This window comes from Lishizhenia sp. (assembly GCF_033720595.1).
Classification (GTDB): domain Bacteria; phylum Bacteroidota; class Bacteroidia; order Flavobacteriales_D; family Crocinitomicaceae; genus Lishizhenia.
On sequence record NZ_JAWWCF010000018.1, the window covers coordinates 1 to 23,827 of the forward strand.

Sequence of the window (23,827 nt, forward strand, 5' to 3'; positions counted from 1 at the left end):
ATGCGTGTAAATATGTGTGGAAGGCATGCCAATCTCACTAAACCTGGGTGTAAGTGGTTTGCAAAGGATAAAAAGATAGTTGAATATAATAAAGAGCGTTATAAAAAGAACAAGGCTCGCGTAAAAGCTGAAATAGAATTAATAGATGAAATAAAAAAGGTTAGCGAGCGCTAACCTTTTTTATTTTGATGGGTAAATGTATAAGCTTTACCCAATACGTTTTCTGGTGTGTTTTGAAGGAGTTTTAAGTCCGTTCCATCAAATACTCCATAAGTGTAGTACTTAATCCAATCTCCGAGGTTTAAATACCTACTATTATCATTTAATTGAATGTCTAATGGCAAATGTCTGTGACCAAAAATGAAGTAGTCAAAATGTTCTTCTTGCAATATATCCTTACAATGATGTACCAACCATTCTCTATCTTCTCCCAGGTACTTATCGTCGTCGTTCCCAGTTTTTGCTCTTGATTTACGAGAGGAATAATTCGCAACTCCGATTCCGAAATTGGGGTGTAAACGTGCAAAACACCATTGGAAGAATGAATTGCTGAATATCTTTTTGATCATTTTATAACCTCGGTCACCCGGACCTAAACCGTCTCCGTGACCAATGTAGAATTTTTTACCGTAAAAAGTTCTTTCTATAGGTTCTCTATGCAGTTGTACGCCTAGTTCTTCTGGTAAGTAATCAAAGATCCACATGTCGTGATTTCCTGTGAAAATGTGAACAGGAATACCCTTGTCTGTCAACGAAGCGATTTTGCCTTGAAGGCGAACAAATCCTTTCGGAATCGCTTCCTTATATTCAAACCAAAAATCAAATATATCTCCGACCAGAAATATTTCTAACGCATCGTCTTTTATGGTATCTAACCATTTAACAATACGCTTTTCACGAATGAGACTTGATTCTTTATTGGGTGCGCCCAGATGGAAGTCTGAAGCGAAATAAACCTTCTTTTTTTGGTGTTGTGACATCTTAGTATCCAAATATACTGGATAAAGCACTTTCTAATGCTACTCCTCTCAGATTTGTTGAGATGATATTACCTTCCTTATCTACTAAAACGGTGAATGGAATTCCACTAAAACCATAATCAGCACGTGCACTACAGTTCCATTTATTTAACTCACTTACGTGACTATCCCATTTTAAATTATCGGCGTCTATAGCAGCCAACCAATTTTCTTTTCTACCATCTAATGAGACACTGAATACTTCAAAGCCTGCATCGTGGTATTTCTCATAAAGTTTTACCACATTCGGGTTTTCTCTTCTACATGGCCCACACCATGATGCCCAAAAATCAATTAATACAACATTTCCTTTTAAATCAGACAGACGTAATGTGTCGCCATTGGCATCAGGCATGGCAATTTCTGGTGCTGGTTTACCTGAAGCTAGAAGTTGAGAAGATTCATACTTGGCTTTGTGTTGCGCCATTTGTTGACGGATACTTTGAACCACGTTACTTTCTGGAAAACCTTCTAATAAATCTTTAGCTACAGCTTCGTATTCTTTGTACTCGTTCGGTATAGCATAGGTATTAATCACGGCAATTAATGCAGGTGATTTTCTATGATTAGAAGTAAACCTAGAACGTTCTGCTGTAAACCTTAGGTACTTTTGTTGAAATTGTTGTGTAATTGCTTTTTGTTGATTGGGAAACTGTCTCATCAACATGGTAGCACTATCCTTATCTCTTTTGAAAACTTCATAGGTACGCAAAAAGTCATTCATGTCAGTACTTTCTGGTGAACCAATGATATTAGAAAAGAACAATATGTTTTTACCATCACCGTAAACTTGAATACTATCATTCTCACGGAAAATAATGTTCAAGTGAGAATGATTTCCTAACCTGAGTACATAATAATCGGGGTTAGGAAGATCTGTAGAAAAACTAAAGTTTCCATTTTTATCGGCAACAGCTTTATCGTAATCGTGATACTGTCTTCCCATCAATTGGGAAATGTACAGGGTATCATTAGGAAGGTTGAATATAGTTCCACTAAGCTCGATGTGAATAGTAGAAGGTTTTTCTCCCGTTCCTTGTGCGTAAACTAGCGATGTTGCGAATAGTAAAAATGTGATAAATACTTTAGTCATTCTGATGTTCTCGTTTTTATTTAGTTATTAATCTAAAAGTTCTTTCAGTTTGTTTTCAAGTGCTTGACCTCTTAATCCTTTTGCAATAATCTCTCCGTTTTTATCTACTAAAACAGTGAAAGGTATTCCTTGGAATTTATACGTCTGTATTACTGAAGAGTTCCAATAGTTCAATTCACTGACGTGATTCTCCCAGCTGAGGTTGTCTGCTTTAATAGCTCTTTTCCATGCTTCGGCATCTTTGTCAAGTGAAACACTAAAGATATCAAATCCTTTGTCTTTGTACTTGTTGTATAAACGCACTACGTTTGGATTCTCTTTTCTACAAGGTCCACACCAAGAAGCCCAGAAGTCAATTAACACATATTTTCCTCTAAGGTCAGATAATCTTCTTTCAATACCATTCGGATCCGGCATTGCAATCTCCGGAGCTACCTTCATTTTAGAGAAAGATAAGTATTCATTGTATCCATTTTCGATTTGACTAACTTGTTGACCTATGGCTTGAGACAATGGGTTTTGTGGGTATGACTTCATAAAACCATCTTGCATTGTTCTCAACACATCAAGGTTTTTTGGATCCCAGTTTTCAAATCCACCTAAATATTCTTTAGGATATACTTGCTGAACCAAAATGATGTTCGCTGGATTGTCGCTATCATTTGTAATCGCGTCAATACAGAAGTCATCCATAGGTTTACTTTCCTTTACAATCATTTTTAACAATTCGTCTTGACTGTACTTTTGAGGATCTTTTAAATTTCTCTGGAAAGAAAGGAAGCCAAACAAATGTTCGAAATATTCATTTAAAACAGGAGCCCATTCTGTACCAGAATATTTAGGGGTACTGTTAAAATCATCGAAGTTTACTACGACGTTCACTGAATCTTCCGGTACCAAGCTTAATGGTACAACCTTCTGTGAATTCGGGTTGCTTTCATTGAGCCTTAATTGGTAAAGACCTAAAGCTGGAATGTTTCCTGTAATTTTAAAATTCCCATCTTCATCAGCATGAGATTTACCCAGAACAATTACTCCACGAGGTGTTGTTGTTTCCACCACCATTTCGGCATGAATACCATTTTCAACCTTACCCGTAACTACGAAGTTCTGTTCCAAGTTTTGAGTTGGGGTAACCTTTGATTCAGCGGGGACATTTTGCTGAACTCCGGCAGTTTCTTCACCCGAAACGCTGTTTGTGTTGTTATTGTCATCTGAGCAAGCTGTAAGTAACACAGCTGTACAGATAATAGGGAATATTTTATTCACTTTTTTCATTATTGTTCTAACATTTCTCTCATTAACTTATTGGCTGCTTTCGGGTCTGCTTTTCCTTTCGAAAGACGCATTAATTGTCCCATAAAGAATCCAGTAAGTTGTTTTTCTCCACTCCTGTAACGTTCCACTTCACTTGGATGTTGTTCGATAACTTGCGAAATGTAATCTTTGATACTATCCTCATCTGATTCCTGTATCAAGTTCAAGTCTTGAGCAATTGCTAAAGGATCTTTGGTTGGAGCTTCTAACATAGCCGGGAAAATAGATTGAGAAGCTACAGTAGAACTTACTTTACCTTCATCTATAATTCCTATCAATTTAGCGATTTGTTCAGCAGAGATTGGGAAGTCTTTCATTTCCAATCCGCGTTGGTTCAAAAAGGATTTAACATCACCCATGATCCAGTTTGCTGCCGCTTTGTAATTTTTAGTAAATGAAGTAACCTCGTTATAAAATAAAGCGATAGGCTTGGCTTCTATAAGGTTGCTTGCATCGTATTCAGAAAGCTTGTATTCCTTTGTGTATTTTTCAAACAAATCATTCGGTAAGGCAGGCATTTCTGCTTTTACAACTTTAATCTGATCTTCAGTTACGCGAATAGGTTGAATATCTGGTTCAGGGAAGTAACGGTAATCATTCGCCGCTTCTTTAGAACGCATAGAAATTGTACTGTTGTTCAATGCATCGAAAGATCTTGTTTCTTGGAACAATTCTTCTCCATTTTCCAAAGCCTCAATCTGACGATTGATTTCGAATTCAATGGCACGTTGTACATTACGCATAGAGTTCATGTTTTTAACCTCTACTTTGGTACCAAACACTTTACTCCCTTTTTTCATTACCGAAATATTGGCGTCACAACGCATTGAACCTTCCTCCATGTTACCGTCACAGATCTCCAAGTATCTCAATAATTTTCTAACCTCTTGTAGGTAAGCATATGCCTCATCAGAAGATCTTAAGTCCGGCTCAGTTACAATTTCCAATAAAGGAGTACCGGCACGGTTAAGGTCAACCAAGGTGTCGTACATATCTACATCGTGAATACTTTTTCCAGCATCCTCTTCCATGTGAATACGCGTAATACCGATTTCTTTTTCTACACCGTCTTTGGTTTTAATTTTTACAGAACCACCCGTACAGATTGGCGTCTTGTCCTGCGTAATCTGATAACCTTTTGGTAAATCGGGGTAGAAATAGTTCTTTCTTGCAAAGTATTGGTCTTCGGCAATGTTACAATTCAACGCCAATCCTAATTTGATGGCGTATTCAATTGTCTTTTTGTTCATCACGGGTAATGTTCCAGGATGTCCTAAAGTAATTGCACTAATATTTGTATTGGGCATTGCCCCATATTCATTCACATCGTTGGAATATGCTTTTGTTTTTGTAAGCATTTGGGCGTGAACCTCTAAACCTATAACTGCTTCGTAATTCTCTCTCACCTTGTAAAGTATAAGTGATTTATAATTTTGTAATTAATTCTTTTAAGATAGTTGTCATCTTAGGCTCCTGACGGTTGGCAACTGCAATAACATCGGCAACGCTTACCTTTTTAATTTTTCCAGGAACTCCTAAATCAGTAATGATAGAAATAGCAAAACATGGTAAATCCATGTGGCGAGCAACAATGATTTCAGGAACGGTTGACATTCCTACAGCATCAGCCCCCAATGTTCTAATCATTCTATATTCTGCTGGTGTTTCTAAAGTTGGTCCAGTTAATCCTAAGTAAACCCCTGTAGAAACTTTGATTCCTTCTTCGGCAGCAACTTCTTTTGCCTTTGCAATCATGTCTTTGTCGTATACATCAGACATATCCGGGAAACGCGGTCCTAATTCATCGATGTTTTTACCAATTAAAGGATTTCCAGGGAAGAAGTCAATGTGGTCATCTAAAATCATGATTTCACCAACCTCGAAGTCTGGATTAACTCCTCCAGATGCGTTACTCACAAATAAACGCTGGATTCCTAATTGCTTTAATACGCGAACAGGGAAAGTAACCTCTTGCATTGAGTACCCTTCATAAAAGTGGAAACGACCTTGCATTGCTACAACTTTTTTCCCTCCAAGTTCTCCAAAAATTAATTTTCCAGAGTGACTCTCAACTGTAGAAACAGGGAAGTGAGGAATATCCTCATAAGAAACCTCATGAGAAATAGTGATTTCTTTCACTAAACCACCTAATCCAGTACCTAAAATAATTCCAAACTCAGGTTGGAAATCTACTTTATTTTGAAGGAAGCTTACCGCCTCATTTATTTGCGCTAACATGTTTTTCTATTTGCTTTAAAAAGTTTGTTTCTTCATCAAGGCCTACCGTTATACTTTGGTAATACCACGGACGATTTTCTATGAGTTTTAACAATTGTGGTTGTTTCAATCTCATCAAGTCTTTTTCCGTTGTGATGATGGCCTTATTTTGACCCACAAAGGTATCAAAAATAGTGTGAATTTTATTCAGATCATTCACTGTGTAATTGTGATGGTCTGGAAAGGACATTAATTCTACTTTAAATTTCTTTTCAAGTTCTTTTTGCAAGGGTTCAGGGTTGGCAATTCCCGTTACTAAAAGTACTTCTTCAGGTAAGTTTTCACTGTTCCATGCTTCTTGAGAACTGATGGGTAAAATTGCTCCATAATCTATGTTCGAAAAGAATACTTTTTGCTTATTGGATGGGTTTATTTTGCGCTCAATTTTCCTTTTATCCTCGGAGGATAAACTTTTAGGACACTTACTTACCACGATAATATTTGCCCTATTTTTCCCTCTTCTATATTCTCTAAGTCTTCCTGCAGGAACAACATGGTCTTTGTAAAAAGGTTCGTCGAAAGTTGTAATAAGTATGTTGCAATCTCTGCCTATTTTTCTGTGTTGATAGGCATCATCTAATATCAATAGGTTAAATGCTCCTTGCTCTAGTTTTTGAGCCCCCAAAGTTCTGTCTTCGCAAACGGCAACCTCTATTTCCTCTTTATGTTTAAGTTTGTAAAGTAAAGGTTCGTCACCAACGGTTTCAGCGGAAGAATGCTCGGTGACTTTTAAATATCCCTTGGTTCTTCTACCATAACCTCTCGATAAAACCGCAAGTTGAAATTTGCTTTTAAAGTGAGAAATCAGGAAGTCAACATGCGGTGTTTTTCCAGTACCTCCCATGCTCAAATTCCCAACAGATATGGTAGGGATTTTAGCGTTATATGTTTTTAATATTCCAAGATTGAACATCATGTTTCGAAGTGCCATAACACTGCCGTATAGCCAACCAATGGGTATGAATATTTTAAGTAAATTTTTCACTCTTTCAAAAGTAATAAATGAGTGGAGCAATGAAAGAAAAAAGTAAAGCTTTCTAGAGAAAGTGATTTAACCTTATTTATTTACATTTGAAGCATCTTATGATTTCGAAAATAGCATACTATTTAATAATACTTCCGTTCTCCTATCTGCCGCTTTGGTTGCTGTATGGAATTGGAGATATACTGTATTTACTATTGCTTTCTGTATTGCCGTATCGCAAAAAGGTAATTATTGCCAACATAGAAAGAGTCTTTCCTAAGCTTTCGAACAAAGAAAAGAAAGCTTTGGTGCGTAAGTTCTACAGGTACTTTTCGAACTTATTGATGGAGTCTGTTAAAGGATTGTCTATTTCTAAAGCATCCTTACTTAAAAGAGTAACCGTGGAGAATCCTGAGGTGATGGAAGAACTTTATGCCGAAGGGAAGGATGTGCTGTTTGTTGGGGGGCACTACAACAACTGGGAATGGTTAATTTTGATTCAGGATGCCTTGTTTTCTCATAAGGCAATAGGTGTTGGTAAGCCTTTGTCGAATGGTTTCTTTAATAAGAAAATGAATGCGCGACGTGAGCGTTACGGGATGACTGTAACCAATAATAAAGCGCTAAAAGCTTGTTTTAAGCAATACCTGAACTCTGGAAATCCTGCTGCGGTATTGTTATTGGCAGATCAATCTCCGGGTGATAGTCTTAAAAGTTATTGGATGCAATTTTTAGGAAACTTAACTCCGGTTTTATACGGACCAGAGTACTTGGCTGTTAATTACAATACGGCTGTCGTTTATTACGAAATGAAAAAGATAAGTAGAGGTTATTATAGGTTGTACTTAAAAGTCCTAGAAAAAGATCCAAGGTCAACAACTTGGGGGGAGATTACAGAAAAACATGCCCGTGAAATGGAGGCAACCATCCTCAATCATCCAGAGTTTTGGATATGGTCCCACAAAAGATGGAAGCGAACTATTCCAGAAGATCTCGAGGGATTAAAGGAGCAACAAAAAGAAAAGTTCAATCAATTAATTCAGAAAATTAAATGAAGAAATTACTACTACTAAAATTTGCGTTAGTCCTGCTGAGCCAAGTTGTTTACGGGCAAGTGAAAGTTGAGCAGATTCAAGAAATACAAGTAGGAGCCGATACCTGTTATGCGAGAGCGATACATGTAGATAGTACGGGGCTGTATTTAGGGACGTCCAATGGAATACTTTATCATTATAATCTAGAAAAGGATCTTTTAAAAGCTCAATACGGAAGTAGTGAGATGGTAGAAATACGAGATCTTTATCGTTCTCAGCAAGGACTCCTAACTATGAAGTCGGGAAGTACCGGGAAGTTGATGTGGGTAGAAGGTCAAACTACACGTTATATAGATACGGTTATTTTTGATTCTGTCTTCTTGGATGTATTGGATATGACTTCTACAGGTGTAGCTGTGATGATGGGAGACCCGGTGAATGGTTTTTTTAGTTTGTATTGCAGTTTTGATTATGGGAATACCTGGTCGAATATGTCATACATGATACCTGCACCCGATGGGGAGTTTGGATATGCAGCCAGTGGAAGTACCTTGAAAATGTTAAGTGATACAAGTTTTGTTTTTGTAACCGGAGGATCAAAAAGCGTTTTCTATACGGTGAGTTTCAAAAAAAGTGAGTTTGTTGAATTGAAATACACGAAAACTGAAATGCCTTTTGAAAGCGGAGAGGGTAGTGGTGCTTTTTCTATGACGTCTATTGATGATAGCACTTTTGTGGTTGTTGGAGGGAACTACACTGAACCGGGGAAAAGGAAGAAAACTTGTTTTGTTTCTTCAGACAAAGGACAAACTTGGAAGCCTTCAGATAAGATGCCTAATGGTTATAGATCATGTGTGATTTATGATGAAGAAAATGAAATTTTGTATTGTTCAGGGAGAAACGGTATTGATTACTCTCTTGACGGAGGAAAACGTTGGAAATCACTGAGTAAAACTCTGGCCTTTTCATTAACTTTGTATAAAGGCAAACTTTACGGAACTACCCGTAATGGTAAAGTGAAAATATTTAGCATTAAAGTAGATTAAATTGAAACTGAGCTTACTTTTCTGCGTAAAAAGAAGCTGTTAAGGATTTGTTAAAATCCAAATGTCCTTATATGAGGGCATAATATTTGAATATATTGGTTGAAAACACAAGTATCATGAAGAAATTATTGACACTATTATTATTAACAATTGGCTTTGGCACATTTGCACAAGAGACTTACGAAGATTTATTAATACTCAAGGCCGATAAAAATTGGGAGAAATTAATTAAGCAAGGGGTTAAGTACACTGAAAAGGACGATACTAAAAATGACGCGGAGCCTTATTACTACGTGGCCTTAGCTTACTATAATATTTCTTTCATTTCTGATAGAGATGAGGAATATGAGAATGCTTTTAAAGATGCCTTAACTTACATTGGTAAGTTTATGCGTAAAGACAAAGATGGATCTGTATTTGAAAAGCACAGAGAGTTTTTCTCTGAAGTGAAGCAATACCTTGTGGAGATGATTGCTAACGAAGTTGAGGTAGGTTCTTACAGGAGAGCTTTTGCTTGGGTAATTAAAATGTACAAGTTCGATAGAGAAGAAATCGGAGCAAACTATTTAGAAGGAGCTATTCGTTACCACAGAGGTGATAAAACTACAGCTCGTAATAAGTGGAAAGACGCAGACGAGCTCTTAGATAAAGTAGAAACAACTGACGGATGGTTGCAAGAAGATTTTGATATGTTGCGAATAGGAGTTGTTGAAACGGCAAAAATCTATGTTCAAATGCGTCAAAATGCAAAGGCGAAAGAATTATTAGATAAAGTAGCGCCTTGGTTTGAAGATGATCAAATGTTCCAAGATCAATACGATGAGGTTGTGAACTCTTAAGAAAAGAAGATATAATTAATTAGAAAAGGACGGTTGAGAAATCGTCCTTTTTTTGTGCTCAGTTTTCTTGAAAAGGGAGTGGTGAACCTAAATCATGTAGAAAAGTTTAGGGCTTTTTTACCCTTGTGGTATACGGATGGGACTTGCTTCCATATCCCATTGTCTAGAATGAGGGCCTTTTTGCTCCTCATTAGAGTTCGAAGCAAGGAGTAGAATGAAGGAGCAGGGATAGAGTTACGGTCTTCAAACGAAATACTGAAACGAAATTATGTGTCAATTTAAAGCATTGACGGCAGAGGTGTAAGAATACCTTGTCTGTACTTATAAGTGGTCTTTATGTAGTTAGGAGGATAAGAGTTAGGCAGTGAATTGTTCCACCGAAATAAAGGGTTGAAAAAATAGGGTACAAAAAAAAAGGCTGTTCGAAATGAACAGCCTTTTTATATATCATTAGTAGTGAATTACTCACCAACAACTTCGAAAGTGAAAGCTTGCTTAACTTCTTTGTGTAAGTTAGCTTCAGCTTCGTAAGAACCAACCTCTTTAATAGGCTCGTCTTTGATTTTTAATGATTTACGGTCAATCTCTACACCAGCAGCTTTTAATGCTTCAGCCAATTGTAAAGTATTAACAGATCCGAAGATTTTACCGTTTTCACCAACTTTTGCTCCAATAGAAACTTTAACACCTTCTAATTTAGCAGCTAGTTCAGCAGCTTCTTCTTTAACTTTCTCTTCTTTGTGAGAACGCTGTTTCAATACTTCGTTGTGTGCTTTAATAGCAGACGCAGAAGCCATGATAGCGTATCCTTGAGGGATCAAAAAGTTACGAGCGTATCCATTCTTAACAGTTACAACATCGTCTTTGTACCCTAAGTTATCAACGTTTTTCTTTAAAATGATTTCCATCGTTCAATATTTTTAAAAATTCAACAATAACCGGGTCTTATTTTAACTGATCACCAACGTATGGTAAGATAGCTAAATGACGCGCTCTTTTAATTGCTTTGTTTACTCTTTTCTGGAATTTTGCAGAAGTACCAGTAACTCTTCTTGGTAAAATTTTACCTTGCTCGTTAACTAGCTTTAATAAGAAATCTGCGTCTTTGTGGTCAACAAATTTAATTCCACTTTTTTGAAAACGACAGTACTTGTCTTTATTGATTTCGATGTTAATCGGAGTCAAATATCTGATATCATTTTGTGCCATGATTCTCTTTTTATACGATTAATAAATTAAGCTTCCGCCTTAGCAGATTTTCTAGCTCTTCTTTTGTCAGCCCACGCTTTGTGGTGCTTGTCCATTTTAGTAGTTAAAAAGCGCATTACTCTTTCGTCACGTTTGAAAGCAACTTCTAAATCAGCGATTTCTTTACCTTCTCCTTCAAATTCTAACATGAAGTAGAATCCAGTAGTTTTCTTCTGGATAGGGTAAGCCAACTTCTTAAGTCCCCAAGACTCAGAGTGAGTAACGTTTCCACCAAGAGCTTTAATTTCCTCTTCGTACTTTTTTACTGCTTCCTTTGCCTGATCTTCAGACAAAACGGGAGTTAAAATGAAAACAGTTTCGTAGTTATTCATAATTAAACATTTTATTTGAGCCCGCAAAGATAGAGCTTTTCTTTGATAAAGAGAAATTTGCAGGAAAAGTTTTTTGGTTTTTACCTCCTAGGTTAGAGCGCCGTGATAGGTAAGACTTCTGTATATTCGATTTTTCGGTGTGTTTACCTGTAGCAGGAAAAGAATTTTATACCTTTTAGTTGAAGGTGTAGATTGAATGACAGCATAAGAGCAAGACACTCGTGTTGATTTTTGTTCCTTTAAATAACACCTTAAAGAAATTCATTTTACCTTTAGCCTCTGTGAACATCCTCAAAAAAATAGCAATTGCTCCGCTTATACTTTTGGTAAAACTCTACCAAAACCTGATTTCGCCGTTAACACCGGCCGCATGTAGGTATAACCCAACGTGCTCGGCCTATGCTGTAGAGGCACTTAAAGTGTGGGGACCTTTTAAAGGTACTTGGCTCGCTGCCAAAAGAATTGCCAGTTGTCACCCCTGGGGTGGTTTTGGTGATGATCCAGTTCCTCAAAAAAAGAAAAAGAAATAGAGCTCTCGCGTTTCAAACAGCGATAGTAGCGGTAGCCCGCATCCCCAAGATTTTTGGGGAGAGGACTTTAGCGTATAGCGCGATTGTTGGCCCAAAAAATTACGCTCGATTACTTTATTTATTTACGCAACAATATTGGCCCGCTTTCCATGGGCTTCTCTGCCTTAATTTAATTATCTTTGCCCGCAAATATTTTAACACATGGAAATTCCTAAGACATACGAGCCTACCAAGGCTGAAGAAAAATGGTATTCGCATTGGATGAATAAAGGATATTTTCACAGTACGCCAGATGATAGAGAGGCTTATACTGTGGTTATACCGCCACCCAACGTAACAGGGGTCCTGCACATGGGACACATGTTGAACAATACTATTCAGGATGTCTTAGTCCGTCGTGCACGTATGCAAGGTAAAAATGCTTGTTGGGTACCAGGTACCGATCACGCATCTATTGCTACAGAAGCGAAAGTGGTAAACAAATTACGTCAGGAAGGAATTAAGAAGTCTGACCTTACACGTGATGAGTTTATGGAGCATGCTTACGAATGGAAAGATAAGCATGGTGGAATTATTTTAGATCAGTTAAAGAAATTAGGAGCTTCTTGTGATTGGGAAAGAACAAGCTTTACCATGGATGAGGAGTATTCAGAATCTGTAATCAACGTTTTCATTGATCTTTTCCAAAAAGGAAAGATTTACCGTGGAGCACGTATGATTAACTGGGATCCTGAAGCGCAAACTGCATTGAGTGATGAAGAGGTAATTCACAAAGAAGTAAACTCTAAATTGTTTAATGTACGTTACAAGATAGAAGGTACAGAAGACGATTGGTTAACTATTGCAACTACGCGTCCAGAAACGATTTTAGGTGACGTTGCGATTTGTGTTAACCCTAACGATGCACGTTTTGCAAATTTGCATGGAAAGAAAGTTATCGTTCCTATCGCTAACAGAAGTATTCCTGTAATAGCTGATGAGTATGTAGATATGGAATTCGGTACAGGATGTTTGAAGATTACTCCTGCACACGATGTGAATGACTACGATTTAGGGAAGAAGCACAACCTAGAAACGATAGATATTTTAAATGCGAATGGTACCCTAAACGAAAACGGGTTGCACTACGCAGGTAAAGATAGATTTGAGGTAAGAAAAGAGATTGCCAAAGAATTGGAGGAGAAAGGATACATGGTTAAGGTAGAAGACTACATTAACAAAGTTGGTTTCTCTGAAAGAACAGATGCGGTAATTGAACCAAGAATCTCTTTACAGTGGTTCGTAGATATGAAAGAGTTGTCTAAGCCAGCATTGGACGCGGTAATGGATGGAGAGATTAAATTCCACCCAGACAACATGAAGAATACTTACAAGCACTGGATGGAAAACATTAAAGACTGGTGTATTTCTCGCCAATTGTGGTGGGGACACAGAATTCCAGCTTGGTATTACGGTGAAGGAGCTGACGATTTTGTTGTAGCTAAAGAGCTAGAAGAAGCTTTAAAATTAGCTTCAGAGAAGAGTGGAAGAACAATCACTGAGGCAGAGCTTAAGCAAGATGAGGATGTATTGGATACATGGTTCTCTAGCTGGTTATGGCCTATCTCTGTTTTCAACGGGTTAACGCAGCCAAACAACGAGGAAATTAATTATTACTACCCAACCAATGACTTGGTAACGGCTCCAGAGATTATGTTCTTCTGGGTAGCTCGTATGATCATTGCAGGGAAAGAATATATGGGCGGACAAATTCCTTTCAAAAACGTATACTACACAGGTATCGTTAGAGATAAGTTAGGAAGAAAGATGTCTAAATCATTAGGTAATTCTCCAGATCCAATTGGGTTGATTGAGAAGTACGGTGCTGATGGTGTACGTGTAGGGATGTTGTTAAGCTCTCCTGCAGGTAACGATTTACCGTTTGACTCAAGCCAGTGTGAGCAAGGACGTAACTTTACGAACAAGGTATGGAATGCCTTCCGTTTAGTAAGTTCTTGGGAAGTAAAAGATATGGAGCAGCCAGAGGCTTCTAAGAAAGCGATCGAGTGGTTCCAAGCGAAGTTTAACAGTCGTTTAGCTTACATCAATGATCAGTACGACAAGTTCAGAATTTCTGATGCGTTGATGGGAACTTACAAGTTAGTATGGGATGATTTCTGTTCTTGGTACTTAGAAATGATTAAGCCAGGTTACCAGCAGCCTATTGATGCGGCAACCTTAGAAGCAACAAAAACTTTCTTTGAGCAAATTTTGAAAGTAATGCAGCCTTTCACGCCATTCGTAGCGGAAGAAATTTGGCACTTATTGAGAGAGAGAGCAGAAGGTGATGACATCATTTTGGCACAATGGCCAGCTTTAGAAACAGTAAACGAAGCCTTGTTGAATGATTTCAATTTAGCGTTCGAAGTAATCGGAGGTTTAAGAAATATTAGAAAGCAAAACAACATTGCCAACAAGATCAAGTTAGACTTGTCTATCAAGAAAAACAATGATGCAAGTGATGCGTTAGATGCTGTAATTGTTAAGATGGGTGGATTAGCTACCTTAACTTATTCAGATGAGAAATTGGCAAACGCCTATTCTTTCATCGTTGATGGTAACGAATACTACGTTCCTTTCGGTGATGATATTGATGTAGAAGCTGAGATCAAAAAGCTAGAAGAAGAATTGAACTACACAAAAGGGTTCTTAACTTCTGTTCAAAAGAAATTAGGTAACGAAAGATTCGTAAACAACGCTCCAGAGCAAGTTGTAGCGAGTGAGAAGAAAAAAGAAGCAGACGCTCTTGGAAAAATTAAAATTTTAGAAGAGAAGCTAGAGGCTTTAAAATAATTGTAGCGTAAACTACAGCAATCCGTGATCATTGATTTGGTCACGGATTTTTTTGTGTTTAAGGCAAACGGCCGGGCTATCCCTTTTAGTCCTTTGTTGTTTTTGGTTTCGGCTAAAACTTTAGCTAAGGCTTCTTTTAGTCGCCCTACCCAAAGTAAGCCTCAAATAAAAAACACCTTCAGGCGCTATCAGTACTATCCCTGTTTGAAACTTTTCTCTCGGCTACATCTAAGAACTTAGTTATTTGTGTATTTTCATTTTTGTATGAAGAATCTTTTAGGAATAGTATTTATTTTGGTCATAGGTTTTTTGCTCAATACCTGCGCGTTGAGGAAAGTACTGGCGCCAAGTAAAGCAGTAACCACTACTGCGACCTACGATTCTATTGCTATACTTTCTTGGAATATTCAAGATTTTGGTCAAACCAAAAACCAAGAAGAGTTAAGTCGTATTGCGCGTATTCTAAAACCCTATGACTTAATTGCTATTCAGGAAGTAGTGGCTGGAGATGGGGGAGTGGATGCTGTAAATCGACTCATGAATGAACTGAATAAGCAGGGTGATGATTATCTATACGTCTTAAGTGAAAAGACCAACAGTAGCTCTGCATATGCTTCAGAACGGTATGCTTTTATATGGAAGTCTGATAACTTAAAATTAATGGGTACACCAAAGCTATTGGCATATTTAGATAAGGAGTGCGACAGAGAGCCTTTTCAAGCTTTGTTTTCACCGCTCCGGGGAATAGATACTTTTTCTATCTCTACTTTTCATGCCGTTAGTGCAGGTAAAAAACCGGAGTTAGAAGTGGTTCACTTGTCGGAGATAATAGATAGTTCTCAAGTAAAGAACATCCTTATTTGTGGTGACTTTAATTTAGACGAAGATCATTCGGCTTGGTCGAGCTTGTATGAGCAAGGAATGAAAAACGTATTAGACGATCAACCTACAAGTTTAAAAAGGAGGTGTAAAAATGGAGTTTACTTGAATCATGAATTTGATAATTTCTTCTGGACAGCAGAGCGTATGTCTTTTGGGAAGGGAGTTGTCTTGGATGAGGTGAAACAATGTGAAGGGTTGGATGGGTTTAGAGATTTATCCGATCATTTACCAATAGTTACATGGTTAAAATTCGAAGTACACCCAATCCATCTTGATTTCTAACACACTTTTTTTAATTCATTTTCTTTCAAGTAGAATAAATACCCTTCTACCACACTAAAACCTAACTCTCTCAAGGCAAAGGCATAGTTTTTCACTTGTGCTTCATCCTTTTTTTGTTGTTTCCCTGTTTTGTAGTCAATAAGTATTACGCCGTCTTTGGTTAAAATCAATTTGTCAGGACGTTTAATATCATCTTTATCCAATATAATCTCTTGCTCATTCATGATTTTCGTAGCCTGGGCCAAGAGTTGTTTATACTTTATGTTGGTTAAGGCTTTTTCAGCATCTTGTTCAAGTTCTTCCAGCATTTCTTGCTCTAGTCTACCTTGAATTTTTAGGGCTCTAATTTTTTGAGGAAGCTCCTCCAAGTCATTCACTTTAGAGAGTAAATAGTGTAATTGATTTCCGTAGCGTCTTTCTCTACTCAAATCTTCTTCCTCCAGAGCTTCCTTGTCTTGCAAGCTGATTTCAGGGAACCACAGGTAATCGTTCAGTGCTTCAGGTCGGAATATTTCTGTATGTTCTTCCGCTGTAGATGTGTTTAATGTTTTTTCACCGAAGCTGTATTGAATAATTCCTTCTTCTTCTTTTTTTAGTAGAGATGGATGTTGTATGTCTGCCAAATGTTTGGCAACGAAATCTTCTACATAGCCTTCAGCGTTTTTACGGACATTCGCGTACATACGTTGTACGGGGCGTGTCATGGCTACATACAATAGGTTGAATTCATCCATTAATTTTTTGAAGTTTTCTTCTTCGTAATGGTCTATAATGAATCCAGGAGCATCCTTCTTTTTCAGGGAGGTATAGTAAACTTCTTGGTCGTCTTCTACAAAGACTTTTTCATCCATTTTAATTTTCCATCCCAGGTTTGGAAGCATCACCACAGGGAATTCTAATCCTTTCGATTTGTGCACCGTCATTATTTTGATGGCTTCGTCATTTTCTGGAATTTGAACCGTTTGCGTACTTCCGCCGCTGTTCCAGAAATCTAGGAATGCTCTAGTGTCTGGACCTTCATTTACGTCAAAATCCTGTAACATTTCCATCAGGTGATGGAGGTAAGGATTGTTCAACTCATCCACTTTAAATAAGCGGGCAAATTGCTGACCTAAATCGTAGAGGTTGTCATAGTTGAAAACGAGTTTTTCCTTCGTTTCAAAGTAGTGTTCAACAAATAAATCCATGTTTAATCTTCCTACTCTTCCATCCCAGAAACTTTGAAGTTCTTCCAAAGGATCTAGGCCTTGACGTGTAATAAAACTTACTGCAAATTGAGTTTGTTTCGTGAAGTTGTTGTAGTTCCTTCTTAAGTTGAGGTAATCTACAAATAGCTGTATGGATTTATCTGCGCCTATGGCCAAACTGTCAGAACTAACCACCTTATAGTTTTCTTCTTGTTTGGTTAAGTATTGCGCCCAACGTCTTCCGTCGCTTGCATTTCTGGCCAATAAACAAATGTCACCACGTTTAAAACCATCTGCCTCACATTCTCTAATCCACTGGTGTATGCTGCCCAATTCCACTTCTTCATATTCAGAGTTGTTCATTTTCTCTGTAAAGTGATTGAAGTAAACATAGCCACCATCTTTTCCTTTCGGATTTTGAATTACGTCGTGGTAAGCCGCTTGCATGTCTTTGTGTAAAGGAACGATGAACTCTGGGAAAAAGGCGTTATTAAACTCCACAATGTTCTTGTAAGATCGCCAGTTGTCTTCTAAGGGAAGTTTTTCCCCTTGTACCTTAAACTGGTGCGAAATTGCTCCTAGTTTTGGATCTTGTTCAGGGTTGTATATTTCTGGAAGTTCAATAAACTGTTCTACCAATCCATTTCTAAACCTATAAATAGCTTGTTTAGGATCTCCTACAATTAAGTTAAAATGACCTTGAGAAATGGACTCGTGCAACAATGGAATTAGATTCAACCATTGTAAACGCGAGGTGTCTTGGAACTCATCGAGTAGGTAGTGACTGAATTTTGTACCTAATCTTTCGTAAATGTAAGGTGCGTTTTCTTCAGAAATCAGTTTGGATATCATCGCGTTAAACTCCGAAATACGAATAATACTTTCGTCTTTACGAATGTTTTGCAGTTGTTCTCCTACATATTTTAAGAGAGCAAGGTTGTAAAAATTCTTGCGCAATAAATTGTAACAGAAGTATTCGTCAGCCAGTTTATTGGTGTCTGTGTACAGTCCAATTATCGATTGCTTTAAAGCATCTGGGAAAACATGCGAGGCCTTTAAGTTTGTACCAGCAAGGGCTTCTTCAACGGCTTTGTATGTTTTTAAGCGTTGAGGAGTGGCCCCTAACATTTTATTCAATTTATCGGGTAAACCCAATACTCCATTAACGCCTCCCGGTAAATCACCCTTGGTTAAACCGTAGGTGTTAAAGTGTTCTATCCAAGATGTTATTTTTCCTTCAAACTCTAACTTGATATGTTTGAGGTGAGCATTTATTCCGTCGTATTCTTCAGAAGTGTAGTCTTTTTCAAGTACTTTCTGCACAAATTCTTGGTTAGACTCTTTGATCAGAACAGAACTGAAGTCAATCAGGTTTTTACGGAAATTCCATTTTTCACCTTCGTCTAAATTGGCTTTCGCATAGCGCACGGCGAGTGAAGTTAATCTTTTGTTGTCTTCCGTTCCAATTTTAGAAAGTAACTCATCTACTACCTGTTCCAGTAATTTTTTTTCTTCGAGAACAACCTTGAAGTCTTGCTGTATGTCCAAATCTCTTGCGAAAGTTCGTATCAATCGCAAGCTGAATTTATCTATGGTCAATACATTGAATTCTTCAAAGTGATGCAGGATTTCTTTTAGCACTAAACGCGCTTTTGTTTCTATTTCTTCTTTCTTGAGACCTGTGTTAATGGTAGTGGTTTCAAGTAATAATTGTCTTTTCTTTTGAAGCTGAGCATCCTCGGTGTAAACATTAGAAAGTAAATCTAGCGCGTCAATAATACGCTCTTTCATTTCGAGTGATGCCTTGTTAGTAAAGGTCATGGCAATAATGCTTGAGAACTTTCCTTTTTCGCCATGTGTAAGCGTGAGTTTTAAAAATTCTTGCACCAAATTAAAGGTCTTACCACTACCTGCTGAGGCACTTAGTATTTTTAAATCTGCTGATCTCAATGCTTGCTCCATCCCAATTATTTCCAAGGTTTGTCATAAATATAAACAAGCTTAGGAAACGAAATGTTATCTTTAATCGTTATTCTAAAAAAGGATGCCATGAAATCAATAATTACTTCATTTATATTCGTAGGGTTAATTCTTCTTTCTTCTTGTAAAGAAAGAGTAGATACAACGCCAAATCACTACTTTCAAATTAAGGTTGTTCCTCTTTTTAACGGAGAAGAAATGGAGTTGAACACAGGATACACGGGGGTTGATAATGTTGGGTATAAATTCGAAAGAATTGCATTTTTTGCTACGAACTTGAATGCAAACAATAATGGTGCAACCAAGGAAGGAGCCTTGTTTAACTTCGAAAAGAATGACTATTTATATAAGGGTAAGAACCTTGTGAATGACTTGTTAGAATTACAGTTTTTTTTAGGCGTTAACTATCATTTAAATCATCAAGATCCAACGGTTTTTGGGAATGATGAAGATTTGAATATTGCCAATGTTGATGGCTTACATTGGGGATGGGACCCTGGTTATATTTTTATTGCCGTAGAAGGAAAGGCTGATACGCTCATGGATGGTCAGGAAAACTATGATCATTCTTTTGTTTACCATGTGGGTAAAGATGTGAATTTAAGAAGTATGAGTTTTACAAACGTAACTACGAAAGAAATCAATGACTCTACTCATTGCGCTTATTTGTATCTTGAGATGCATGATTTCTTTTACGGTTCTACAGACACGATTCATGTAAATTCAGAACATTCTATTCATGAAGGAGGTCAAATGGATGTCTTGGCCCAAAAAGCATTGAATAATTTTGAAAAATCTTTAACGAAGTAATGAAGCAAGCATTCTTTTTTGTGCTATTATCTCTTTTGGTTTTCTCATGTAAAGAGGAGGTGGTGAGTTATTCACCCACACCCTATGTTTTAAAGGAGCCCAGTCATTTTCCAAAAATGGATATTCCAGCGGATAATCCTATGACCAAAGAAGGTGTAAAGCTCGGGCGACATCTTTTTTATGAAGAAAGGTTAAGTGGTGATAATACCATGAGTTGTGCCTCTTGTCATGCCCCAAATCTTTCTTTTTCTGATGGAGAAGTGACCTCTACAGGTATAGATGGGATTGCTGGAAATAGAAACTCTATGGCTTTGGTCAATTTAGGGTATCAACATTTTTTCTTTTGGGATGGTAGGTCCAAAACTTTAGAAGAGCAAATTCTAGAGCCGGTTCCTAACCCTATTGAAATGCACGAGAGTTGGACAAATGCGGTACTCAAGTTAAAAGATGATGTGAAGTATAATGCCATGTTCTTTGAAGCTTTTGGGACCTATGAGTATGATTCTACACATGTGGCTAAAGCTGTAGCTCAATTTATTCGTACCATGATTTCTGGGAATGCCGAGTATGATATATTGTACAAAGTAGAAAATGGAATAGCGCTCAGCGATGCTGAAACGGTTCGGTATAATGCGATTACCAATCAGGAGTTAGAAGGTTACGAGTTGTTTAAAAGTTTGAATGGTGCGGATTGTATTCATTGTCACAGTGGACCTATGGCACAAATTGAAGGGCTCCGTAATAATGGTTTGGATGCTACGTTTACAGATTTAGGAAGGGCAGAGGTAACAGGAGACGCCAATGATGAAGGAAAATTCAAAGTTCCAACCTTGAGAAATATAGCCCTTACAGCCCCTTACATGCATGATGGTCGTTTTGCGACCTTAGAAGAAGTGATTGACCATTACTCAACAGGGATTCAACAAAGTCCTACCCTTGACCCCATGATAGAATTTGCTTTCCAAGGCGGTGTACAATTAGACGAATATGAGAAGAATGCAGTTTTGGCTTTCTTGCATTGTTTAACCGATAGTAGTTTTATTACCAATCCAGCATTTAGTGATCCGGAATGATTTTGTTCATATGAAACAACTTGAAAATATTAAGCTGCCGGTTGGGAATATTTTACTTTGTCTATTGTTGTTTTTGTGCCTTGGATGTAGGCATGAATCAGATAAGATAAATAAGAATCATGGACCTGAATTGATAATCGATGATCAGAATACAGTTCAGTATGACACGATTAAAAATCTAGATAGCTTAATTGAAATGTTTGAACCAAACAGTGTGAGTTTAAATGTGTGTTTGAAAAAGAATAATGAGCTTTTAAAAACATTAAAATATTATCAGGATCATGAAATAGATAATCAGAGGGGTAGATTTGAAATAGTACTGAAGTTATATAAATATCAAAAAGAAAATTATTGTCAGGGATTTAATTTGTTGAATGAACATGGAGAGGTGGCGAGGTTTTTAGCGTTTCAAGTTTTTAATGATATAGGTTTTGATAGGAAAAGACATCCTATGTTAAATTCCGGTTATGTCCTTAGTTATATATTAGAAAATAACCTTCAAGCTGAATATGATATTGAATTATTACAAAAGATAGTGGAGTTGGAGGATTCATGTGGGCGTTTGGATTAGTGAGAGGATGTTAATTTTCACGTTCGTTCCATACGCAATACAATAGCGAAGGAGTTAGAATAGCAGCAGGAGAAAACTTAATTAATAAAATATGTCGGGTATGAAAAGTCTAATATTTTTAATGTTTTATATTGTTAATTATACATATGGACAGTTAGATTCGATGGTAGTTAATGTTGAATTGGTTAATAATGATGTGTTTTCAGGAAGAATATATTTGAAACAAATTTGCGATTCAAATAACCAAATTTTGTACGGGAAATACATCGAATGTGATTCGACAAATTACACCTACAAGCTTACTTTTGAAAATAATATGAGATGTAATAAGTATAGATTAGTCTGTGAAACATTGTATTATGAAAAAGTTATTGTAGACATATCAAGTGAAAAGTTGCCGCTAAGTATCACCCTGTATCCAATTAAATATACGGCTAAAGAAATTGAAGATGTAATAGGTGAATCAAATAATTAAATGGGAAGTCCGCTATTAGAGAATGGAAGAAAAAAGATAGAGTACTAAATGGGTAAATTGAGTATAATTTTAGTAAGTGTATTAATTTCTTATTCGTGTAATTTTTCAAATAAATTGAATAACATGAATCAAACTTTATTTTTAAATGATTACATGAGATTTTCTAAAGATGGGTTTGTTGAACATGTGGGGAATAGAGAGTTCAATGATATCTCGAAATATTTAACTGAAAAATATGGCGCTCAAAGAATTAGGCTAATTTCATTTGTTGTTCCTGACAGCGTGTATTTTTGTGAATTTTATACCTATAGAGATCAAGTCAAGTGTTTGGTAATGGATAGAAATAAAAATATATTTATTGAGGATAGTATAAGATTTGATTATTAAATATTTAGTTTCAGTTCAATTCAAATTTTTAAAGTGCTCACTCCCAAAAAGAAAATACAACACCCAGTAAAACTTATAGGGTAAAGAATGTCTACCAGGGACAAAAGCGTATACCCCGTAGACCAACTTTGTTTTGAAACTTATTTTACAGAAAGCGACTTTAGAAGCTTTTGGGAGAATGTAGTTGAAAAGAAAGGTGGGAGAGGCGTAGCAGCGTTGGCCCGGCGGTGCTTTTCTTTTTAGAATTAGATTTTAATTCTGGATTTTAAATAAGTGCTTTCCGCGATACAATCGCGAAGGAGCGTTAGAAAAGCAGCAGGGTAGCCTAAAAAGGGCTAAATAATTTATGCTCAAAGCCATCCTATGTCACCTGTAAAACTTGTGTAAAACTTCGGGTAACTTTATCGGGTCAAAAAGTACTAGAATTGTATCTTTACTTTTCGCAAAGAATCCAGCACTATGTACATAATTTTTGATACGGAAACTACAGGTTTACCGAGAGATTGGAACGCTCCCATTACAGATACGGATAACTGGCCGAGGTGTATACAAATCGCTTGGCAGCTCCACGATGATATGGGGCGCTTAATTGAGGCGAAAGATTACCTGGTAAAACCGGATGGATTTGATATTCCTTTCGATGCGGAACGTATACACGGTATTTCTACTGAATTAGCCATGGCGCAAGGGGAAGACCTGAACATGGTATTGGAGGAATTCAACATTGCGCTTTCTAAGGCAAAATTTGTGGTCGGACAAAATGTTGGGTTCGATGTTAATATTATGGGTTGTGAGTTCTTCCGTCAAAGCGTGGATTCTCCGATGGCAGACATGCCCGTTTTAGATACCTGTACTGAGATTACTGCGAACTTGTGTAAGATACCTGGAGGTAGAGGAGGTAAGTTTAAATTACCAACCCTTACAGAATTACACGAATTTTTATTCCAACAACCCTTTGCTGAAGCCCACAACGCAACTGCCGATGTGGAGGCAACTACGCGTTGTTTCTTTGAATTGATTCGTAGAGAGGTTTTTACAGACGAAGAGCTTGAAGTAGAAAGAGAATACTTCGATAACTTCATTTCGGTAAACCCGAATATGATAGAAGGGGTAGGCTTAACCCACCTCAACTTAAAAGAAGAATCTGCCAAATTAAAAACGGATACTTCTAGTGTTTCTAAGGCTGAAATTAAGGAAGGACTTGAAAAATTAGAGGGAGTTAACTTTACTCACCTTCATAATCATAGTCAGTTTTCTATTCTTCAATCTACAACGGATATCAAAGGATTGATTGCAAAAGCGGCAGCTTTAGATATGCCGGCGGTAGCCCTTACGGATACAGGAAACATGATGGCGGCTTTTCACTTCGAAAAGTACATTACCCAGCATAACGATAAGATTAAAGCGGAACGAGCTGAAGCAGAAGAAAAAGGAGAACCCTATACAAAAAAGGAACTGATGCCTATAATCGGGTGTGAGTTTAATGTGTGTAGAGATCACTTAGATAAAAGTAACAAAGACAACGGTTACCAAATTGTATTGTTGGCTAAAAACAAGCGAGGTTACCACAATTTGGCGAAAATGGCTTCTATTGCTTTTACGGACGGGATGTACTATGTGCCTCGTATCGACAAAAATGTTGTGGAGAA

22 protein-coding genes are annotated in these 23,827 nt (G+C 37.2%); 12 read left to right on the forward strand and 10 right to left on the reverse strand.

The window, feature by feature from the left end; all coding sequences use genetic code 11:
• Nucleotides 1-170 precede the first annotated feature (170 nt).
• From R3333_RS02385 to lpxK, 6 genes are read right to left on the reverse strand one after another with little or no spacing between them, the layout of a single operon-like run.
• On the reverse strand, nucleotides 171-980 hold the full coding sequence (locus R3333_RS02385; RefSeq protein WP_318956975.1) for a UDP-2,3-diacylglucosamine diphosphatase: 810 nt from the start codon (nucleotides 978-980) through the stop codon (nucleotides 171-173).
• Between the two features lies 1 nt (nucleotide 981).
• Entirely contained in the window at nucleotides 982-2,112 is a 1,131-nt protein-coding gene (locus R3333_RS02390; protein WP_318956976.1) for a TlpA disulfide reductase family protein, read from the reverse strand.
• A gap of 27 nt (nucleotides 2,113-2,139) precedes the next feature.
• Nucleotides 2,140-3,381, reverse strand: coding sequence for a TlpA disulfide reductase family protein (locus tag R3333_RS02395; protein WP_318956977.1), 1,242 nt, complete (start codon nucleotides 3,379-3,381; stop codon nucleotides 2,140-2,142).
• A gap of 8 nt (nucleotides 3,382-3,389) precedes the next feature.
• Nucleotides 3,390-4,835: an Asp-tRNA(Asn)/Glu-tRNA(Gln) amidotransferase subunit GatB gene (gene gatB / locus R3333_RS02400; protein ID WP_318956978.1), complete on the reverse strand. Its 1,446-nt coding sequence runs from the start codon at nucleotides 4,833-4,835 to the stop codon at nucleotides 3,390-3,392.
• Nucleotides 4,836-4,854: 19 nt separating this feature from the next.
• Nucleotides 4,855-5,667 carry a purine-nucleoside phosphorylase gene (locus R3333_RS02405; RefSeq protein WP_318956979.1) on the reverse strand — a complete coding sequence of 271 codons (813 nt, stop codon included), beginning with the start codon at nucleotides 5,665-5,667 and terminating at the stop codon, nucleotides 4,855-4,857.
• A complete protein-coding gene (gene lpxK, locus R3333_RS02410; protein WP_318956980.1) occupies nucleotides 5,648-6,691 on the reverse strand; it encodes a tetraacyldisaccharide 4'-kinase in 1,044 nt (347 codons plus the stop codon). Before lpxK ends, R3333_RS02405 begins: the two co-directional genes overlap by 20 nt.
• Before the next feature lie 98 nt (nucleotides 6,692-6,789).
• On the opposite strand from lpxK, the gene R3333_RS02415 reads away from it, so the two are divergent.
• The 3 genes from R3333_RS02415 to R3333_RS02425 all read left to right on the forward strand — a co-directional run bounded on the left by R3333_RS02415 (nucleotide 6,790) and on the right by R3333_RS02425 (nucleotide 9,589).
• Nucleotides 6,790-7,725 carry a lysophospholipid acyltransferase family protein gene (locus tag R3333_RS02415; protein WP_318956981.1) on the forward strand — a complete coding sequence of 312 codons (936 nt, stop codon included), beginning with the start codon at nucleotides 6,790-6,792 and terminating at the stop codon, nucleotides 7,723-7,725.
• Complete coding sequence (locus tag R3333_RS02420; protein WP_318956982.1) at nucleotides 7,722-8,750, forward strand: hypothetical protein; 1,029 nt, start codon at nucleotides 7,722-7,724, stop codon at nucleotides 8,748-8,750. Before R3333_RS02415 ends, R3333_RS02420 begins: the two co-directional genes overlap by 4 nt.
• Nucleotides 8,751-8,866: 116 nt before the next feature.
• Nucleotides 8,867-9,589, forward strand: coding sequence for a hypothetical protein (locus R3333_RS02425; RefSeq protein WP_318956983.1), 723 nt, complete (start codon nucleotides 8,867-8,869; stop codon nucleotides 9,587-9,589).
• A 461-nt stretch (nucleotides 9,590-10,050) separates the two neighbouring features.
• On the opposite strand, the gene rplI is transcribed toward R3333_RS02425, so the two are convergent.
• From rplI to rpsF, 3 genes are read right to left on the reverse strand one after another with little or no spacing between them, the layout of a single operon-like run.
• Nucleotides 10,051-10,497: a 50S ribosomal protein L9 gene (rplI, locus tag R3333_RS02430; RefSeq protein ID WP_318956984.1), complete on the reverse strand. Its 447-nt coding sequence runs from the start codon at nucleotides 10,495-10,497 to the stop codon at nucleotides 10,051-10,053.
• A gap of 37 nt (nucleotides 10,498-10,534) precedes the next feature.
• On the reverse strand, nucleotides 10,535-10,798 hold the full coding sequence (rpsR, locus tag R3333_RS02435) for a 30S ribosomal protein S18 (protein WP_090249513.1): 264 nt from the start codon (nucleotides 10,796-10,798) through the stop codon (nucleotides 10,535-10,537).
• A gap of 26 nt (nucleotides 10,799-10,824) precedes the next feature.
• Nucleotides 10,825-11,169: a 30S ribosomal protein S6 gene (gene rpsF, locus R3333_RS02440; protein ID WP_318956985.1), complete on the reverse strand. Its 345-nt coding sequence runs from the start codon at nucleotides 11,167-11,169 to the stop codon at nucleotides 10,825-10,827.
• 221 nt (nucleotides 11,170-11,390) lie between these two features.
• Here rpsF and yidD point away from each other — a divergent pair, with 221 nt between their 5' ends.
• The 3 genes from yidD to R3333_RS02455 all read left to right on the forward strand — a co-directional run bounded on the left by yidD (nucleotide 11,391) and on the right by R3333_RS02455 (nucleotide 15,695).
• Nucleotides 11,391-11,699, forward strand: coding sequence for a membrane protein insertion efficiency factor YidD (gene yidD, locus R3333_RS02445; RefSeq protein ID WP_413468667.1), 309 nt, complete (start codon nucleotides 11,391-11,393; stop codon nucleotides 11,697-11,699).
• A gap of 201 nt (nucleotides 11,700-11,900) precedes the next feature.
• A complete protein-coding gene (locus R3333_RS02450; protein ID WP_318956986.1) occupies nucleotides 11,901-14,531 on the forward strand; it encodes a valine--tRNA ligase in 2,631 nt (876 codons plus the stop codon).
• Between the two features lie 264 nt (nucleotides 14,532-14,795).
• The gene (locus R3333_RS02455) at nucleotides 14,796-15,695 is read left to right on the forward strand and encodes an endonuclease/exonuclease/phosphatase family protein (protein WP_318956987.1); all 900 of its coding nucleotides are present in this window, start codon (nucleotides 14,796-14,798) and stop codon (nucleotides 15,693-15,695) included.
• Here R3333_RS02455 and R3333_RS02460 read toward each other — a convergent pair.
• The gene (locus R3333_RS02460; RefSeq protein ID WP_318956988.1) at nucleotides 15,692-18,844 is read right to left on the reverse strand and encodes a UvrD-helicase domain-containing protein; all 3,153 of its coding nucleotides are present in this window, start codon (nucleotides 18,842-18,844) and stop codon (nucleotides 15,692-15,694) included. The two genes, R3333_RS02455 and R3333_RS02460, sit on opposite strands and share 4 nt — an antisense overlap.
• An 87-nt stretch (nucleotides 18,845-18,931) precedes the next feature.
• Here R3333_RS02460 and R3333_RS02465 point away from each other — a divergent pair, with 87 nt between their 5' ends.
• From R3333_RS02465 to R3333_RS02490, 6 genes are all read left to right on the forward strand, one after another.
• Nucleotides 18,932-19,672: an MbnP family protein gene (locus R3333_RS02465; RefSeq protein ID WP_318956989.1), complete on the forward strand. Its 741-nt coding sequence runs from the start codon at nucleotides 18,932-18,934 to the stop codon at nucleotides 19,670-19,672.
• Nucleotides 19,672-20,745: a cytochrome-c peroxidase gene (locus R3333_RS02470; protein ID WP_318956990.1), complete on the forward strand. Its 1,074-nt coding sequence runs from the start codon at nucleotides 19,672-19,674 to the stop codon at nucleotides 20,743-20,745. The genes R3333_RS02465 and R3333_RS02470 overlap by 1 nt, the downstream gene beginning before the upstream one ends.
• A gap of 10 nt (nucleotides 20,746-20,755) precedes the next feature.
• Nucleotides 20,756-21,316, forward strand: coding sequence for a hypothetical protein (locus R3333_RS02475; RefSeq protein WP_318956991.1), 561 nt, complete (start codon nucleotides 20,756-20,758; stop codon nucleotides 21,314-21,316).
• Between the two features lie 100 nt (nucleotides 21,317-21,416).
• Nucleotides 21,417-21,791 (forward strand): hypothetical protein, encoded by a 375-nt coding sequence (locus R3333_RS02480; protein ID WP_318956992.1) that lies wholly within the window; start codon nucleotides 21,417-21,419, stop codon nucleotides 21,789-21,791.
• Between the two features lie 123 nt (nucleotides 21,792-21,914).
• On the forward strand, nucleotides 21,915-22,178 hold the full coding sequence (locus R3333_RS02485) for a hypothetical protein (RefSeq protein WP_318956993.1): 264 nt from the start codon (nucleotides 21,915-21,917) through the stop codon (nucleotides 22,176-22,178).
• 459 nt (nucleotides 22,179-22,637) lie between these two features.
• Nucleotides 22,638-23,827, forward strand: a 1,190-nt coding sequence (locus tag R3333_RS02490) for a PHP domain-containing protein (protein WP_318956994.1), incomplete at its 3' end; no start/stop codon positions are given.